The following is a 16528-nucleotide window of genomic DNA, read 5'->3' on the forward strand; positions in this document are numbered from 1 at the left end:
ATGACGGGCGTGCCCACCTACCATGTGCTCGCCCTGTCTGGGGGCGGCTATCGCGGCCTGTACACAGCGACGGTCCTGGCCGAGCTCGAAGCCGTGCTGGGCCGCCCCATCGCTTCGCATTTCGATCTGATCTGCGGTACTTCCGCAGGCGGCATGCTGGCCTTGGGGCTGGCAGCAGAAATCCCGGCCATTGAACTCAAGGCGCTGTTCGAGAAGCAGGGCTCCCGCATCTTTGGTTGCCGCAGTCTCGCTCGGCGCCTTCTGGGCTTCTGGTTGACCGCCAAGCACGACTCCGCGGGATTGCGGTCGGTGCTGACCGAGCGCTTCCAAGACGCCACGATCGGCAACTTGAAGCACCGTGTTCTCGTGCCAGCCGTCAACTATTCGACCGGGCGTGGCCAGTTCTTCAAGACGCCTCACCATCCCTCATTCGAGATGGACCACCGCATGAAGATCGTGGATGTGGCGTTGGCGACCGCCGCTGCCCCCGTTTACTTTCCGCTGGCGCGCAACGACCGTGGCGTCTTTGCGGATGGGGGTCTGGTCGGCAACGCGCCCGGACTGTTCGGGCTTCACGAAGTCAATACGTTCCTCGCGCCTAAACAGAGTGCGCTGGTTCGGGTGCTGTCCATCGGCACGATGACGATCGGCGCAACGGTCCGCGGTGGCGCCAGCCTTGACCGAGGATTCGGCAAGTGGCGCGGGGGGCTCTTCGACCTGGTGATCTCCGCCCAGGAGTCGTCGGTGGACTACATGCTGCGACAGGCCTTGGGTGGCAACTACTTCCAGATCGACGACAAGGCCACGCCCGATCAAAGCAAGGACGTAAAAGCACTGGACCGTGTGTCCATCGGTGCCACGAACACGCTGAAGGACCGCGGCAGCCACGCTGCACAGCGCGCACTGGGCGACCCTCTGTTCCAACCGTTTCGAGCGCACCAGGCCGGCGCACCTACCTTCTATCACGGCCCCAACAAGAATGTGCCGGAGGCCGCATGCTGAACCTGAGTCCGCTTTTCTTCACCACGGTCGATGACGAATCCTGCATGCATGAAGAGCTGAATCTGTCAGTTGAACAACGTGCCTGGATCGCCAGCGCTCGCAACGATGTCAGAAACTGCCTGCGCACCGGCATCCCGCGCGTTTTGCGCGAACGCGGGTATACGGACGACGTGCCGCAGCCGCGCTTTTTCACGCAAGGATCGTGGGCGTACAAGACCTTGAACGCTCCTGCACAGCGCCCCCAGCAAGCGGATGTCGATGATGGCTGCTATCTCCCACTGAGCTTCGTCTCGCAGACGAAGCGCCCCAGCAGGGCCACGACGGTGTTCTTTGCCGCCGCCGAAGAAGCCTTGAAGCCGCTGGTCCAAGAGAAGCACTGGAAGCTGGTCACCGACAAGCCGACATGCGTCCGGATCGTCATTGCGGCCTATGCCCACATCGACGTTCCGCTGTACGCCATCCCCGATGAAGAGTTCGTCACGCTCGCGAAGGCCTCGATGGAGCGATACGGTTACGACTCGCTGACGGAGGCGGTGAACATGGCAGAGCGGGATGCCTGGACGGCACTGCCCGCAGACAAGGTGCTCCTGGCTCACCGCGAGTGCAACTGGATGCCCTCCGATCCCAGACCTGTCAAGGAATGGTTCTTGGGCGAAGTGGAGGCCAAGGGCGAACAGTTCCGCCGTGTGATTCGCTACTTGAAAGCGTTCCGCGATTGGCGGTGGTCCAGCGGCGGACCCGCCTCCATCCTGTTGATGGCTGCGGCGGCACCACTGTTCGAGAAGCGGGATCGGCGCGACGACCTGGCGCTGCTGGACGTCGTGGCGGCCCTGCCGGCCAAGCTGCGTGCAGGGGTGAACAACCCCGTGGATGAGTCGGAGTCGCTCACGGTGCGACTCGGCAAAGAGGGCGTCGAAGAAGCGGCGAAGGCGTTTGAAGCATTGGAGAAGGTGCTGCGCGGTGCAACTGACGCCGGCAGTCCTTCACAGGCCTGCATCTGGATGCAAGGCGAGTTCGGCCCGCGCTTCCCGAATGAACCGGCTCGGGTCAAGGTGGTATCCGTTGCAGCCACCATCGCCGCAGCGCCGGCCACGGCTGGTCCGAGCGAATTGGTCGGGCGAACGAAGGCGGGATGAGCAGCGTTGCCGCAGTCGCGGACGTGATCGAAGCCTTTGAGCGGCGAGGCTTCGAGTTCGTCGGCAAGACGGAAGACGGCTGGTTCAAGCTGCGGGGGCTGTTGATCCCTTGCGGCGCGGTCGATGGCATTGCATGCGAGGTTCAGCTCGACCCTGCCTTCTTCGACCTGCCTCGCATCCGGCTGCTTGAAATCCCGCCTGAACTGCCCAAGGCGGTTCCTCATCTTGGTGCGGATGGCAGCCTTTGCTATTTGGCCAAGGGGACCGTGGTATTGGACATCTACGATCCAGTCGGGCAGTCCTTGGCATGTCTGCAACGCGCGTCCGCCGTGCTGGGGCGAATATTGAAAGGCGAGATGATCGAAGACCTCGCCGAAGAATTTTTTGCCTACTGGAGCGGCTGGCTTTGCTTCGTGGACATGCAAGGCGAAGATCTGGGCCGGCAGAACTGTATCGTTGCGCAAGCCCATGGCAATCCGCTCTGGTTCATCACCGACAACGAAGAACGAACAACCAAAAAGCTGCATTCGCTCGGCTACCAGGTCACCGATAGAACGGTGCTGACCTACCGAGTCAAGACGACCGCTCAACCCCGGCCGCTGACCAGCCACTGGCCTCCCGAAACCGTGGGGGACGTGTTGGCTTGGCAAAGCACCCTGGACCCTCGGTGTCGGCGCAAGATTCACGAACGTATCAAGGAGGGGCAAAGCAAGAAGGCCAATGGTGTCCTCATCGTCATCGAGTCGCCATTGATGACGTATGGCTTTGTTGTGCTCTTTGACCACCAACCGTTGACGCACAAAGCCAAGCTCGCTGATCGCAGAGATTCAACCTTTGGACTGAAGGTGATGCCCGTCTCTGTGATCCGGATCGATGACCGGTATCTGGCCCAGCGCAACATTCCCAAGTTGAGAACGCTGGCGGGGAAACGAATCGCCCTTGTGGGGTGCGGCACGATCGGCGGATACCTCTCGGACATGCTGGTCAAGGCCGGGGCGGGCACATGCGGCGGAAAACTCACGCTGGTGGATTTCGACGCACTCCTTCCACAGAACATCGGGCGGCATCGCCTCGGATTTCCGGACCTGCTGTCGAACAAGGCCGAGGCCATGGCGCAGGAACTCAAGCGCTTGTCGCCAGGCGCCGAGGTTCACGCGCTTCCTGTAGATGTCAGACAGGCTCAATTGGGAAAGCTTGACCTGCTCATCGATGCCACCGGCGAAGAATCCCTCGGGCACTGGCTGTGCGGCCGCTATCGGGCGCCCACCCCCATGCTTTCTGTCTGGATCGAAGGGCCTGGAACAGCTGTGCGGGCGCTCCTGAGAACGACCGCGTCGGGTGCGTGCTACCGGTGCTTATGGCACAGCCACAGAAGAGGCGAACTTCGCTCGACCGTTGATGCTCTACCGAACATCTTGGCAGGCCATGGGTGCGAGGGCTTGTATGTGCCATTTCCGGCTTCGGTGTCGGTGCAGGCTGCCAGCCTGGGCGCTGATATGGCCCTTGATTGGATCAACGGCGCCCACTCTCCTGCGTTACGAACCCGGCTGATCGATCAGACCCATCAGCTGGCCACGTCCGACTGCGATCCTCAGCGAGATCGGGATTGCCCTCTATGCAATTCCTAGGTTCCTGGGCAACTGGCGGCAAAGGCACGTTGCTGCATTTTTCGGCAGGTACGCTGCAGACATTCAATCAGCATATTCAGGGCACTGATGCCGACTGCGAAGCTGGTGGGCTTTTGCTTGGCTCCGTGCATGGAGGCCACTTGCTCATTGAGCAAGCGACGGTTCCCACGGCTTGGGACAAGCGGTTTCGCTACCTGTTCGAGCGGATGCCGTTTGGACACGAAGCCATCGCCTTGTCTCGTTGGACGGCGAGTCAAGGAACGGTGCGCTATCTGGGCGAATGGCATACCCATCCTGAAGATCATCCCCATCCTTCTGGTCTCGACAGATCGGAATGGACCCGACTTTCAGCGCAGCGTCGAGACAAGCGGCCCATGCTCGCTGTCATCGTCGGGCGACAGTCCCTGTATGTCGAACTGGTGCCAAGTACGGGACGCGGTTCAGTGCTGATCCCTGTGGAATAACTGGCAATCGATATGCGGTCGTTCCGGCGTACCGCCGCCAGGCTCGCGGGCTGCGCCCCGGGTTTCGTGCCGCATCCCGGCTATCCGGCTTTGATCCTTGACGTCTGCGCGGCGTTGCCGCTGCGCGCTTCGCTTGCCAGTGCAATGCGGGCGGGGTGTGGGCTGGCTTGCTGTTCCCTTCATCCTTGCACACCGTTCTCGCGGTCAAGGTCTGCGCGCACTCGTGCGCTTGCGGCCTGGCGGCCGTCGTTGAACCTGTGACAGCTGCGCTGCGGCGTGCCGGTTCCGGTCTCGGGCAATACCGCCCGATCACTGGAGTTCGCCATGTCGCACGATCTGTTCTCTTCCCTCGATTCCTTCGCTGCCGTTTCTTCTGCTGCTGGTTCATTGCTCGTTCGCGATGTTGCGGGTGAGTACCGCTCGGCCGAGCCTGCCGAAGTGCTGCAGGCGGCGCTGCGGGTGCTGGCAGGCCAGTTGCGCGGGACCGAGATGCTGTCGTCGCCGCAGGCGGTGCGCGACTTCTTGCGCATCAAGCTGGGCACGCTGGAGCACGAGGTGTTTGCGGTGATCCATCTGGATACCCAACACCGGGTCATCGAGTATGTGGAGATGTTCAGGGGCACGGTGAGCCAGACCTCGGTGTACCCGCGCGAGATCGTCAAGGAAGCCCTGGCGCGAAATTCGGCGGCGCTGATTCTGGTGCACAACCATCCGTCGGGTGTGGCCGAGCCGTCGCGGGCGGACGAGATGCTGACGCAGACGCTCAAGAGCGCGCTGTCGCTGGTGGACGTGCGGGTCATCGATCACCTGATCGTGGCCGGGCCGACGATCCTGTCCTTTGCCGAGCGCGGGCTGATCTGAGCCCGCGCAACCGGGAGCCGCATGGGCTCCCGGTTTTTCGTATGCCGTGGACAGCGTGCCATGGCATGGCACGAGACCGTTGCAGGACTGGGGTGGGGCTGGCTTGCTGTTGCACCCAGCGTGCCACGCCGTTCTCGCCGTCAAGGTCGGCGCGCATCGGTGATGCGCTGGCGGCCTGGACGGCCGTCTTCGAACCTTGACCGCTGCGCTGCACCGTGACCCGGAGGCTGCGGGCAAACCCGCCCGGTATTTCTTCTGGAGTTCACCATGAACGCACTCATCAACGACGCGCAGCGCGTGCTGCTGCTGGCCAACGGCCGCGAATCACTGCAGAACGCCGACTTCGATCCGGCGCCCGTGGTCAAGCTGTTCACGCCCGATGCGGGCGCGACCTGGCTGCTGACGGAGATCGATCCTGACGACCATGACCATGCCTTCGGTCTTTGCGACCTGGGCCTGGGCGCACCCGAACTGGGCTGGGTCAGTCTGCAGGAGCTGGCAACCGTGCGGGGACGGCTGGGATTGCCGGTCGAGCGTGATCTGCACTTTCGCGCTGAGAAGCGGCTGAGCGCCTACGCGCGTGATGCGCGGCTGGCCGGGCGGGTCGTCGTCTGACCCGCCATCAGGGCGTCACCGACGCCCTGATCCTCAGGGTTTGAGCAGATCCGGCAGGCAGTCGGCGAATGCCGGCTGGACCTTGCTCATCGGCTTGGTGATGGCTTTATCGCCGGTGAGGACGGCCATCGTCATGGCGGTCATGGTGCTCAGGCCGTTCGAGTTGCGCAGCACCTGCAAGGCCAGGTGCATGGGGAAGCCATCGGCATTGCGTCGCAGGGGATGGATGCCGCCGTGCACGAACGAGTTCATGGCGTTCCAGGAGATGTCCTTGAAGTGGACCAGCATCTGGTGGGCCGCTGCCGGCGTGTCCTGTCCGACGCGTTTGCCGATCTGATCGATCATGTCCTTTGCGCTGGGCAGGTTCTTGGCGGCCTGTTCGGCTTCCAGCGTGAGCGGGGCCGACAGCTTCTCGATCGCGGTCTCGGGGGCCGCATAGATGAGCCACATCGCGCGGGTCAGCGCTTCGAACTGCAGCCGCATCAGGCCGGCAGCCGAGGTCGGCATGCCCAGCGCCATCAAGGCATGCAAGGCCGTGGCGTGTTCCATGGCGACCAGGCACATACCGAGAGCAGCTTCGCCGCGTGGAGAGCCGTCGAACTCGGCGTCGCCCAGCAGTTCGTTGAACCGTTCATGCAGGGCCTTCGAGCGCTGGAGCATGTGTTCCAGGGGATCGTCGGAATCGGCGTGTTCTGTCTCGGACATGGCGTCATCGTAAAGGCCACTTTGCGTTCGGACGTCCCCGGCCCCCTGGGAGATGGCCGGTCGCGCTGTCGTGCGCGTGGCGCATCGAGCCTCGCTGCGCAAGTCTCGCCCGCTTCGGGCTTCCATCGTTCCCTCGCTCCGCTCGGCTGACGCCTCCGGCCCGGCTTGCAGCTTCGGGCCTGCGCGCTTCGCTTGCCGTGCGGTCGGCGTGCAGTGCGGCCGTTGCCTGGTGAGCCGTCTTTCCCTGACTCCATCACCTTCTTCGCGACGGTAGCCCACGGCCCGGTGCCGTCAAGGCGCGCAGGGCCGTGTCCTCGGCTGTGCCTGCGGGCCGCACCCACCCTGCGCTTGTCTCCTTGACAGCCCCCGTCCGCGCGCTCCCTTTTGTCGCGGGCGATGAACTCAGGAATGACGGTGGCAACGAGGCCAACCGGGTTCTTCGTGCCGACCGCACCGAACAGCCACGAGGCTGGGCTCCGAATCTTGGAATCCGGTGTGCGGTTTCTTCAACAGCCAACGGACATCCGTTGATTTTTTCAGGAGAAAGACATGCAACTCGCCTCCCGCTTCGCTTCCCGTTCCCCGGTGCTGCGCTCCGAACACCCTTTGTCGGATGACCAGATCCGGGCCGTGGTGCCGTCCATCTTTGCCGACGCTCCCCATCAAAGCCGTTCGCAGCGTTACGCCTACATCCCCACCGCCGCCGTTCTCACCGAGTTGCGAAAGGAAGGGTTCCAGCCCTTCATGGTGGCGCAGACCCGCGTGCGCCAGGACGACCGGCGCGACTTCACCAAGCACATGATCCGGCTGCGTCATGCCAACCAGATCAACGCCCGCGAAGCCAACGAAATCATCCTGCTGAACTCGCACGACGGCACCAGCAGCTACCAGCTGCTGGCGGGCATGTTCCGCTTCGTCTGCCAAAACGGACTGGTGTGCGGCGACACCGTGGCCGATGTGCGCGTGCCGCACAAGGGCGACGTGGCAGGGCAGGTGATCGAGGGCGCCTATCAGGTGTTGGATGGCTTCGACCGGGCGCTGGCATCGCGCGAATCCATGCAGGCCATCTCGCTGGATGCCGGGGAGTCGGAAGTGTTCGCACGCGCCGCGCTGGCCCTCAAGTACGACGACCCCGACAAGCCCGCACCTGTCACCGAAACCCAGGTGCTGGCCCCGCGCCGCTTCGACGACCGCCGCCCCGACCTGTGGAGCGTGTTCAACCGCACCCAGGAAAACCTCGTCAAGGGCGGATTGCAGGGCCGCGCCGCCAATGGCCGCAGGCAGCAGACCCGCCCGGTGCAGGGCATCGACCAGAACCTGCGCCTGAACCGCGCCCTGTGGCTGCTGGCCGATGGCATGCGCCAGCTCAAGGCCTGACGCCCACCGATTTTTCCCGGAGGGGCTCGGCCCCTCCATGCCTTCCCTCGTGTTTGCTGTTTCCGTCCTTTTCGTTCTTTCTGTTCTCTCACCGTAGGAGTTTCATCATGAATGCCATCACCCATCCAGAAGCCCAGGCCCTCCACACCGCTGCGGCCAGTGCCGTCATCCCGGCGCAGCCCGCGCAGCACATGCTGCTGGTGCTGCTGTCGCATCTGCGCCCCTCGCGCCGCAACGTGCGCAAGACGGCCGGGCCGTCCATCGATGCGCTGGCCGCGAGCATCGAGCGCGTGGGCTTGCTGCAAAACCTGACCGTGACGCTGGCCCCCGATGGTGTGCATTACGAAGTGGTGGCCGGTGGCCGCCGCCTTGCCGCCCTCAAGCTGCTGGCCAAGAGACACCGCATCGCCCGGGATTGGCCGGTGCCGTGCCTGCAGGTGCAGGATGCCAGCGCCCGCACCGCGAGCCTGACCGAGAACGTGCAGCGCGAGGCCATGCACCCGGCCGACCAGTTCGAGGCCTTCGCCGCGCTGGTGGCCGAGGGCCGGCCCGTCGAGGACATCGCGGCAGACTTCGCCGTCACGCCGCTGGTGGTGGAGCGCCGCCTGAAGCTGGCGAATGTCTCGCAGCGCCTGATGGCCGACTACCGCGCCGACGCGGTGAGCCTGGACCAGTTGATGGCGCTGGCGATCACGGACGACCATGGCGCGCAGGAGGCGGCGTTCTACGGCGCGCCGCAATGGCAGCGCAGCCCGCTGGCTCTGCGCGAGCGGCTGACCGAGCGCGAGACGGGCGCGGCCGATGCGCTGGTGCGCTTCATTGGGCTGGCGGCCTACGAGCAGGCGGGCGGCAGCATCCGCCGCGACCTCTTCGCCGAAGGGGATGCGGGCGTGTACGTGACCGACACCGCATTGCTGGAAACGCTGGTGCGCGAGAAGCTGCAGGTGCAGGCCGAGGCCGTGCGCGCGGAGGGCTGGGCCTGGGTCGAGGCCGTGCCCAGCGCCACCCATGCCGACCTGCAGGCATTCCAGCGTGCACCGAGGGAGCGGCGCAGCCCGACCCGGCGCGAGGCCCAGCGCATCGAGAAACTGCAGGCGCGGATGCAAGCCATTGGCGAGGCCGTGGATGCGGCGATGGACGCCGACGACCAGGACAAGGCCGAGGTGTTGGAAGAAGAAGGCGAACGCCTGGGCGAGCAACTGCAGGCGCTGGAAGCGGGCTTGCTGGACTGCGCCCCGAGCGTGAAGGCCGCAGCGGGCGCCATCGTCACCATCGACCGGCAGGGGGAACCCGTGATCCATCGCGGGCTGCTGCGCGAGGCCGAGGCCCGGGCGCTGCGCACGCTGGGGCGGCTGCGGCTGGGTCAGGCGCTGGGTAGCGTGGAAGGCGCCGACACGAACGAGGGCGAGGATGGCGAGGCACCCCCGGCCGCGACCGTCTCCGACCGGCTGGCGCAGCGCCTGAGCGCGCACCGCACAGCCGCGCTGCAGGTCGAGGTGGCCCGGCACCCGCAGGCGGCATTGGCCGCGCTGATGCATGGCATGGTGCAGACCGTTTTGCAGGATCGCCACTATGGCCCCGGTCGCGATTCATTGCCGCTGGGCGTGCGCCTGACCGTGCAGGATCGGCTGGACACCCTGGCCCCCGATCTGCCGGAGTCGCCTGCCGCTGGCGCGCTGCGCGAGGTTCGGCAGGCATGGGCCGGGAAGCTTCCCGAGGACAGTGCCGCACGGTTCGCCGCGCTGCTGGCGATGCCGCAGGATGAACTGGTGCGGCTGCTGGCGGTGTGCGTGGCTGCGACGGTGGACGTGGTGACGCCGCGTGCCACACCGCACCCACCCGGCGCGGAACTGGCGCAGGCTGTGGGGCTGGACATGGCCGCGTGGTGGAAGCCGACCGCCGAGGGGTATTTCAAGCACGTTTCCAAGGCCGTGATCCTGGAGGCCGTGGGGCAGTTCGCGCCGGCGCATGCGGCCCGGCTGGCGAAGCTCAAGAAGACCGACATCGCCAGCGAAGCCGATCGGCTGGTGGAGGGGACGGGGTGGATGCCTGCGATGCTCAAGGCCGAAGGCGCGGGCGACAGCGAGCAGGACGCCGCTGCACCGGCCGAAGGTGAGGTGCTGTCTACCTGATCGGCCCCATGCCCTGGCAGGCCCGGCCTTCGGTCGGGGCCTGCCTTCAAATCCAGGCGCGGCGGTGGCCGCGCCCGGTTTCACCGCCAATCCAAGACTGCCACGCCACCGCCTTCGCGGTGCTCAGACGGCGGCGCATGCATATAGTTGTTGACTTAGAGCGTGCTCTAACTTCTAGGATCATCCCGTGGAATCTCAACTGAGCATTGATGAAGTCGCCAAGCGCACGGGCCTGACGGCCTACACCCTGCGCTACTACGAGCGCATCGGCTTGATCGCCCCTGTCGGTCGTGCGGCTGGGGGCCAGCGGCGCTACGCGGCATCGGATATGGCTTGGATTGAATTCCTGCTGCGTTTGCGGACGACGCATATGCCCATTGGCAAGATGCAGGCGTTCGCAAAGTTACGCGGCGCTGGGGACTCGACGGTGCCGGATCGTCGCCAGATGCTGGAGGAACACCTGACGGACGTTCTTGCAGAGATCGAAGCGATGCGGCAATCCGCAGATGCTTTGCAGGCGAAGATCGAGCACTACCGCTCGTTGGCGCAGTCCTTGGCGTCGGATTCAATCTCTGATGAAGGACGTGCTGATGAACATCGAAAACCGCTACGAACGCGGACTCGCAAAACTGCGTGAGATCGACGGCGAGGCCGGCGAGCGCGTCGTGCAAAGCCTGGAGGGCATTGCCCCCGACTTTGCGCGCTACCTGATCGAGTTTCCCTTCGGCGACGTGTATTCCCGTCCCGGCCTCGACCTGAAAAGCCGCGAAATCGCGGTGGTCGCTGCACTGACCGCGCTGGGCAATGCGGCGCCCCAGCTCAAGGTGCATATCCAGGCGGCTCTCAATGTGGGGGTGACACGCGATGAAGTCGTCGAGACCATCATGCAGATGGCCGTCTATGCGGGGTTTCCTGCTGCCTTGAACGGGCTATCGGCCGCCAAGGAAGTGTTTGCGCAAGGGGATGCCCGATGAAGCGAATCATTTCCTATGCGGGCTTGGTTCTGGGGGTTGCCGGTGCCGCCATGCCAGCAAGCGCCGCGCAAGCAGATGCAATACCCAGGACCCAGGTGGCCGAGCGGCAGCAGCCCATCCTCATCCATGACGGATTGAGTTCGCCCGTCGGCATGGCCCATGACGACGGCGGCAATCTGTACGTGGCCAACTGGTCGGCTGGCACGGTTCTGAGATTCGCGCCGGACGGGCGTCGCAGCGTCTTTGCCGATGGGCTGAGTGGCCCGTCGGGACTTGCCATCTCGCGGGCGGGCGACATCTATGTGGCTTCCTACAGCGAGGATTTGGTCTGGCGCTTCACGCCGAGCGGAAAGCGAAGCGTCTTTGTGCGGGGACTGGCGACGCCTGCGGGTTTGTCCTTTGATGCGAAGGGACGACTGTTGATCGCCAACCGGCGAACCCACCAGATTCTGGCCGCGCATCCGAATGGAAAGATCGACGTGGCAGCCGAAGGGCTGCAAACGCCAGTGGGCGCAGTCGAACTTCCCAACGGTGACATTCTGGTGAGCAACATCGCTGGAGGTATTTCTCTGGTGTCGGGCCGCCTGCAGGCCCGCACCATCAACGCTGATCTGGCAAGCCCCGGTCCAGGCATCGTGCGGTCAGGTGCCGATGCGGCCTATGTCGTGGACTACGGAGGTACGACCATCAGCAAAGTGGATCGCAACGGCAGGCGAACGGTGATTGCCGATGGTCTGAGCAGCCCTGTGGGCCTGGCACTCGCGCCCGATGGCAGCCTGGTGGTGGCGACCTGGGGGGCGAATTCAGTTTTCCGCATTGGGCGGCCGTAAGCACATCACCACGATGGGTCGCGAAGCAAGCAGAGGTTGAGCGTGCCGGCGCGTTGCGCCGTCGGGCTTTGCGGGCTGCGCCCCGTGCCGTCTTCGTCGTCACGGCCATTCGGCTCCAATCCCTCACGCCTTCGCGCCTGCGGCGCTGCGCGCTTCGCTTGCCTCCAGGGGATCGGCACAAGGCCCATCCCCGCCGCGCGGGCTTGGCGCCCCTTGGATACCGCCGAACCGGCATCGCCGGATCGGCAGGTTCAGCGCCCCTCCGCTACGGGCTGGGTGCGGCAGGTACGCCTTGGCTTGCTGCGGCAGGTTGCACGGATGCGTGCCGTCCTCGACGCTGGCGGTTCCTGCCTATCACGTCACGAAGGACTCACGGACATCCCGCCCGGCATCGCCATGGAGATTCCACGCCACGCCTCAAGGCCGGCGCCACACGGTGCGGCAGGGGCGTTCTCGCTTGTCGTCGGGTGGTTGACCTGGCGCGCGTCAGCGGGCGAGCCGGAGAAGCCTTCGTGCGGGGATGCCGAGTCGGCCCTGTCTCCTTTCGGAGCGGTTCGGCCCAAGGCGTCCTTGTGTTGTTGTGAATCCTGGCGGTGGCACGGCTGCGCCTCGGGCTTCATGGCCGCAACCGTCCGCCGAAACCAATTTCCCCTGCTTTGTCACTGCGTTCGGCGCATTCCTCGCGGAGCCAAATTGTTGTCGCCTTCCGGTTCTCCACTGCGTTGCGACCGCAGGCGGTGCAGCCCGCCCGTCCCCCGCCGGCCGGATCACAACAAGGACGCGATGGGCGCGAACCTTGTTCAACCGAAAAGGAGTTTCATCATGGCCAACATCGGCACCTTCACCGCAGACAAAGACGGCTTCACCGGCACGCTTCGCACCCTGACGCTCAATGTCAAGGTCAAGCTGGTTCCCAACGACAAGGGCAACAGCGAGAACGCCCCCGACTACCGCCTGCAATCGAGCAGTCACGATATCGGCGCGGCGTGGAGGAAGACCAGCGAGGCTGGGCGGGAGTACCTGTCCGTGACCCTGGATGACCCTTCGTTCCCTGCTGCGGTCTATGCCCGCCTGATCGAAGGCGAGGACGGAACTCACGACCTGATCTGGTCGCGCAGCAAACCACAGGCCGCCTGACATTCAACCCTGCGCCCCGCCCTGTGGGCGGGGCGCAGGGTTGAATGGAGCAAACGCTACACGGCGGCAGGGAGCCCGTATGGTTTGATGTGCGCCTGAGATAGGCTACTCGCGTACCACGCCATAAATCCCGCCGCCCATGCGCCCAAATGGGTTGTCCTTGTAGCCGCAGGCGGCGTGCAACTCCCTCACAAGCATCTCCACATCTTCGATCGCATGTCTCGCGTTCTCGATCGTGGCAAAGGCTTTCCAGTCCGACTCGCTCACGATTTGAGGCAAGCGCGGAACATCGGCATCAATCAGCATCGACACGTCCTCAGTGACTGTCTTGCCGTGCGCCATGCGATCACGGAAAGCGAAGAGTTGCACGAGCGTGACGTAGGGGCGGCGAGCGTAGTCGAATTCGAGGTTGGCGGACCGCGCAAACGTCTCAAACTTCTGCCGTTTGCTGCGCCTTCGCTCAATTTCATCCCAGTCGCTATGCCGCAACTTGCCGAGATGATTGAGATAGGCCTCGAGCGTGAAGGCACAGTAGATGAGTGCGCTCGTGAGCGTGTAGAGTTGGCCCTCGCTCGTCCTCTCGGCCAACTCCAGCATGTGTTTCGCGCCGATGTGCGTGTAGACGAACGTGATCGTCGTCTGCCTTCCTCTGACGCGTGCGCGTGCGCCGTTCTCGGTCATGTCGCGCTGTCCTCGTTCGTCATGACCATGTAGATGGTGATCGTCTTGCCTATTTCTGCAGCCGACTCCAGCAACATGCTCTGAGGAGGGACACGTTGTTCCAGGATCGCTCCAACGTCAAGACCAAGCGCGGAACGAGCGAGATCCTGCACGACCTTCTGCGCTCCCACCGATGCATTGAACGAGCCTTTGTCGTGCCTCGTTCCGTCCTGATTCCACGACGCTTGTTGATTCTTGGCTCTGACATGCCTTGCCCGCGCAATGTGAACATGCCTTTGCAACGGAATGGCCGGGTTGGCAGCGTCCACACGCATCATCCAGTCGGCCTTGCCAGAACCGATCCACTGACCTTCATTCAGCAGTCCGGCAGGTGGGACACACGTCTCGGGTAGGCAAACGACAAGTTCGTCGACATCGTCGAGATACGAGAATTCACGGAATCGCATCAATTCTCCAATCTTCGCTTGCGCGGCGTGACCGGTTTTCTTTGAGGTGAAGACCCTATGGTCGCCCCCACTATAGAGGTCATGGTGCCTCGGCCCCCAAAGCTACGGCGACAGGACAGATTGGACCGACACGCTTCGGGACGCGCTACTTTGCGTCTGCCCGTGGAGTCACGGCCTCCAATTCCTGCCACACCTTCGCCAGAAGCTGCTCGACCCGCCTTGCATCGTCGCCCGCATACGCCAGCGTCAACAGCGTGAGCGGATGCACTTCCATCACCTCGCACAGCTCGGCCAGTTTGTTGAGCGTCGGGCTTTTCAGGTCGCGTTCCAGTGAGCTCAGATAGGTGCGGCTGGATACGTTGGAGAACGCTTCCTGGCTCAGGCCGCGCGCCTTCCTGATGGTTTTCAACGCCTCCGACAGTGTGTGTTTCGCCGCCAATCCTGGAACTCCTCAAAGTCCAAGATGACAGTCGATTGCGCTCTATAGAGCTACAATCTATAGTGTTCATTTGCGCGGGGCGGCGCTTTCGTGCTTTTACGTAAATCCGTTTCTGCGGTTTTGAACAGAACCACGAAGCCGCATCCGTGCCTTTCCTCAAAGCCGCCGATGCGGCTTTGCGCTTTCACGCTTGGGCGGATTCGTGCAACCGGGAGGGATCGCCATGAACCGACTGATCACCGAGGACGAGCGCGGCCAGCTGCTGGCGCATGGCCAGGCCCGTGCGACAGGCCAAGCCATCGATCCACTGCCGGTGGCGCGGCTGTTCACGCCGGACGCGCACGCCATCTGGCTGCTGGCTGCGCTGGACCCTGCGGACGGCGACACGGCCTGGGCGCTGATCGACCTGGGGATCGGCATGCCCGAGCTGGGCGAGGTTCGTCTGTGCGATCTGGCGTCCATCGTCGGGCCGCGCCAGCAGCCCGTGATGCGGGATCGCTACTTCAAGGCGGTGCGGCCGTTGTCGGAGTACCTGCGCCTGGCGCAGGAAGACGGTTCAGTCCCCGATTGAGCCCTTCGCGCCACGGCCAAGCCGGGCGCATTCAGACGGTTTGGGTCATGTTCAAGACCGGCCGGGTCTGGATCCGCATGCTTGCACCAAGGCAGTGCCCTCATGCTGCAAACAGTCTCGATCACTTGCGCGGGCCGTGGCACGGTGGCTCTGTGCCGCGCACCGTTGTGGGTCTTGCGGTCGTCGCATCTGGACGATTTCTGCAACGACCCTGTGCCCATCCGTCTTGACACGTCATGTTACAGCTTGAGCCGATGAAGACAAGGGTTTTGACGCAGTAGCCCCGCAGAGGTCCGTGGCGACGTTTCTGTTGTTCGACAGGGAGCTTTCGTCATGGCCGATCCGCCCATCGGGCCGTGGTACCCCACGGCCGCCTACCTCTACGTGCTGCATCTCGACGGCCCCGCGCTCGCCTGGGAGTACCTGCGCCGCCATCCCGACTACCAGCTCGACTGGCTGCGCCATCGTCAACGGCCGCAGGCCGCACACCAGGCGGCCCAAGCAGCTCAACACTGGGGCCTGCGCCTGCTCGAAGCCCCGGCTCTGGATGCACGTGACGCGCACCCAGCGTGGTTCCCCGACCACGATGGCGTGCTGCAGCTCTACCCCGATGCCGACCCGCCGCCGGATGCCGGCACGTTCGAGTTCTGGAACGTGCCCGGGCGCAAGCACCTGGTCCACGACGGCAAGCGCCTCGTGCTGACGGCGCACTGGCCCGGCTGCTGCCTGCGCTTCGCGCTCGCCCCCGGCCTGGAGGACGGCATGGCCTGCCTCTACGCCACGCGGTCCTGCGCCACGCCCTGCGCCCGCTACCGCGCCTTGGCCGCCGGGCTGGATGCGCTGGCGGCCGCCATCGAAGCCGAACCGGCTGCGGCGGCCTGCGCGCGGCCCACGCCCGCTGCGCTGCAGGAACTGCACACCCTGCAGGCGCTCGACGCAACCCGGGCGGGTGCGTCCATGCGCGAGGTGGGTGAAGGCCTGTTCGGCACGGACGCCGTGGCCGATTGGTACAGCGACGGCGGCCTGCGCGCCAAGGTGCGCCGCCTGGTGCAGCGCGGCGATGCGCTGATGCGCGGCGGCTACCGCCGGTTAGCACAACTGCCGCCGCTTGAGAAGGGCCGATCTGCCCCCGGCGCAGATCGGCCCTGAGCAGGAAGGCCGCGTTTTCTGAGACTGCCTCCATCCGGTTGCGCTGTGCAGCCGGAGCTTTGACACCGATGGAGGTTCTCACCATGCGTCCTGCTCCCTTGCGGCCCGCTGCAACCCTGCCCACTGCGGCCGTCGCCGCGACGGCGCAACCCCAGCGCTACCTCACCAACGACGAAGCCGCCGAGTATCTGCGCCTGTCTCCGCGCACGCTGGAGAAGCAGCGCGTGATCGGCGGAGGCCCCAGGTTCCGCAAGTTCGGCCGACGCGTCATGTACGCCGTGGCCGACCTCGATGCATGGGCCGCCGAGCGCAGCTTCGACAGCACGTCCGACCCCGAGTACGCCGAGCACCATGCGGCGGACAGCCGTGCGCGCTGATCGG

19 protein-coding genes are annotated in these 16528 nt (G+C 64.7%); 15 read left to right on the top strand and 4 right to left on the bottom strand.

Annotated elements, in window-relative coordinates:
- The 6 genes from BLQ61_RS14155 to BLQ61_RS14180 all read left to right on the top strand — a co-directional run bounded on the left by BLQ61_RS14155 (position 1) and on the right by BLQ61_RS14180 (position 5706).
- Positions 1–1002, top strand: coding sequence for a CBASS cGAMP-activated phospholipase (locus BLQ61_RS14155; RefSeq protein WP_091571643.1), 1002 nt, complete (start codon positions 1–3; stop codon positions 1000–1002).
- The gene (locus BLQ61_RS14160; protein WP_091571645.1) at positions 996–2138 is read left to right on the top strand and encodes a CBASS cGAMP synthase; all 1143 of its coding nucleotides are present in this window, start codon (positions 996–998) and stop codon (positions 2136–2138) included. Before BLQ61_RS14155 ends, BLQ61_RS14160 begins: the two co-directional genes overlap by 7 nt.
- A complete protein-coding gene (locus tag BLQ61_RS14165; RefSeq protein WP_091571648.1) occupies positions 2135–3766 on the top strand; it encodes a ThiF family adenylyltransferase in 1632 nt (543 codons plus the stop codon). Before BLQ61_RS14160 ends, BLQ61_RS14165 begins: the two co-directional genes overlap by 4 nt.
- Positions 3754–4230 (top strand): Mov34/MPN/PAD-1 family protein, encoded by a 477-nt coding sequence (locus BLQ61_RS14170; RefSeq protein WP_091571651.1) that lies wholly within the window; start codon positions 3754–3756, stop codon positions 4228–4230. The genes BLQ61_RS14165 and BLQ61_RS14170 overlap by 13 nt, the downstream gene beginning before the upstream one ends.
- A 324-nt stretch (positions 4231–4554) precedes the next feature.
- Positions 4555–5091 carry a RadC family protein gene (gene radC, locus BLQ61_RS14175; RefSeq protein ID WP_091571654.1) on the top strand — a complete coding sequence of 179 codons (537 nt, stop codon included), beginning with the start codon at positions 4555–4557 and terminating at the stop codon, positions 5089–5091.
- A 267-nt stretch (positions 5092–5358) separates the two neighbouring features.
- Positions 5359–5706 carry a DUF2958 domain-containing protein gene (locus BLQ61_RS14180; protein ID WP_091571657.1) on the top strand — a complete coding sequence of 116 codons (348 nt, stop codon included), beginning with the start codon at positions 5359–5361 and terminating at the stop codon, positions 5704–5706.
- A gap of 33 nt (positions 5707–5739) precedes the next feature.
- Here the strand turns inward: BLQ61_RS14180 and BLQ61_RS14185 are convergent, their stop codons facing one another.
- The gene (locus BLQ61_RS14185; protein ID WP_091571660.1) at positions 5740–6411 is read right to left on the bottom strand and encodes a DUF6988 family protein; all 672 of its coding nucleotides are present in this window, start codon (positions 6409–6411) and stop codon (positions 5740–5742) included.
- A gap of 549 nt (positions 6412–6960) precedes the next feature.
- Here BLQ61_RS14185 and BLQ61_RS14190 point away from each other — a divergent pair.
- The 6 genes from BLQ61_RS14190 (at position 6961) to BLQ61_RS14220 (ending at position 12861) form a co-directional block, all read left to right on the top strand.
- A complete protein-coding gene (locus BLQ61_RS14190) occupies positions 6961–7788 on the top strand; it encodes a DUF932 domain-containing protein (protein ID WP_091571663.1) in 828 nt (275 codons plus the stop codon).
- 107 nt (positions 7789–7895) lie between these two features.
- The gene (locus BLQ61_RS14195; RefSeq protein WP_091571665.1) at positions 7896–9920 is read left to right on the top strand and encodes a ParB/RepB/Spo0J family partition protein; all 2025 of its coding nucleotides are present in this window, start codon (positions 7896–7898) and stop codon (positions 9918–9920) included.
- A gap of 187 nt (positions 9921–10107) precedes the next feature.
- Positions 10108–10557, top strand: coding sequence for a MerR family transcriptional regulator (locus BLQ61_RS14200; protein WP_091571668.1), 450 nt, complete (start codon positions 10108–10110; stop codon positions 10555–10557).
- Positions 10496–10894 (top strand): carboxymuconolactone decarboxylase family protein, encoded by a 399-nt coding sequence (locus BLQ61_RS14205; RefSeq protein WP_245704071.1) that lies wholly within the window; start codon positions 10496–10498, stop codon positions 10892–10894. Before BLQ61_RS14200 ends, BLQ61_RS14205 begins: the two co-directional genes overlap by 62 nt.
- Positions 10891–11724, top strand: coding sequence for an NHL repeat-containing protein (locus BLQ61_RS14210; protein WP_091571673.1), 834 nt, complete (start codon positions 10891–10893; stop codon positions 11722–11724). Before BLQ61_RS14205 ends, BLQ61_RS14210 begins: the two co-directional genes overlap by 4 nt.
- An 822-nt stretch (positions 11725–12546) precedes the next feature.
- On the top strand, positions 12547–12861 hold the full coding sequence (locus BLQ61_RS14220; RefSeq protein ID WP_091571675.1) for a DUF736 domain-containing protein: 315 nt from the start codon (positions 12547–12549) through the stop codon (positions 12859–12861).
- Between the two features lie 105 nt (positions 12862–12966).
- On the opposite strand, the gene BLQ61_RS14225 is transcribed toward BLQ61_RS14220, so the two are convergent.
- From BLQ61_RS14225 to BLQ61_RS14230, 3 genes are all read right to left on the bottom strand, one after another.
- Complete coding sequence (locus BLQ61_RS14225; protein WP_091571679.1) at positions 12967–13542, bottom strand: hypothetical protein; 576 nt, start codon at positions 13540–13542, stop codon at positions 12967–12969.
- Entirely contained in the window at positions 13539–13988 is a 450-nt protein-coding gene (locus BLQ61_RS17260) for a DUF6367 family protein (RefSeq protein WP_139182757.1), read from the bottom strand. The genes BLQ61_RS14225 and BLQ61_RS17260 overlap by 4 nt, the downstream gene beginning before the upstream one ends.
- Positions 13989–14133: 145 nt before the next feature.
- Complete coding sequence (locus BLQ61_RS14230) at positions 14134–14427, bottom strand: helix-turn-helix domain-containing protein (protein WP_091571682.1); 294 nt, start codon at positions 14425–14427, stop codon at positions 14134–14136.
- 223 nt (positions 14428–14650) lie between these two features.
- Here BLQ61_RS14230 and BLQ61_RS14235 point away from each other — a divergent pair, with 223 nt between their 5' ends.
- The 3 genes from BLQ61_RS14235 (at position 14651) to BLQ61_RS14245 (ending at position 16524) form a co-directional block, all read left to right on the top strand.
- On the top strand, positions 14651–14998 hold the full coding sequence (locus BLQ61_RS14235) for a DUF2958 domain-containing protein (protein WP_091571684.1): 348 nt from the start codon (positions 14651–14653) through the stop codon (positions 14996–14998).
- 333 nt (positions 14999–15331) lie between these two features.
- Positions 15332–16147, top strand: coding sequence for a DUF2285 domain-containing protein (locus BLQ61_RS14240; protein WP_091571687.1), 816 nt, complete (start codon positions 15332–15334; stop codon positions 16145–16147).
- 83 nt (positions 16148–16230) lie between these two features.
- Positions 16231–16524 carry a helix-turn-helix transcriptional regulator gene (locus BLQ61_RS14245; RefSeq protein ID WP_091571762.1) on the top strand — a complete coding sequence of 98 codons (294 nt, stop codon included), beginning with the start codon at positions 16231–16233 and terminating at the stop codon, positions 16522–16524.
- Positions 16525–16528 lie beyond the last annotated feature (4 nt).

Origin of the sequence: Oryzisolibacter propanilivorax (assembly GCF_900103645.1) — a bacterium.
In the GTDB taxonomy this organism is placed as follows: Bacteria; Pseudomonadota; Gammaproteobacteria; order Burkholderiales; family Burkholderiaceae_C; genus Melaminivora; species Melaminivora propanilivorax.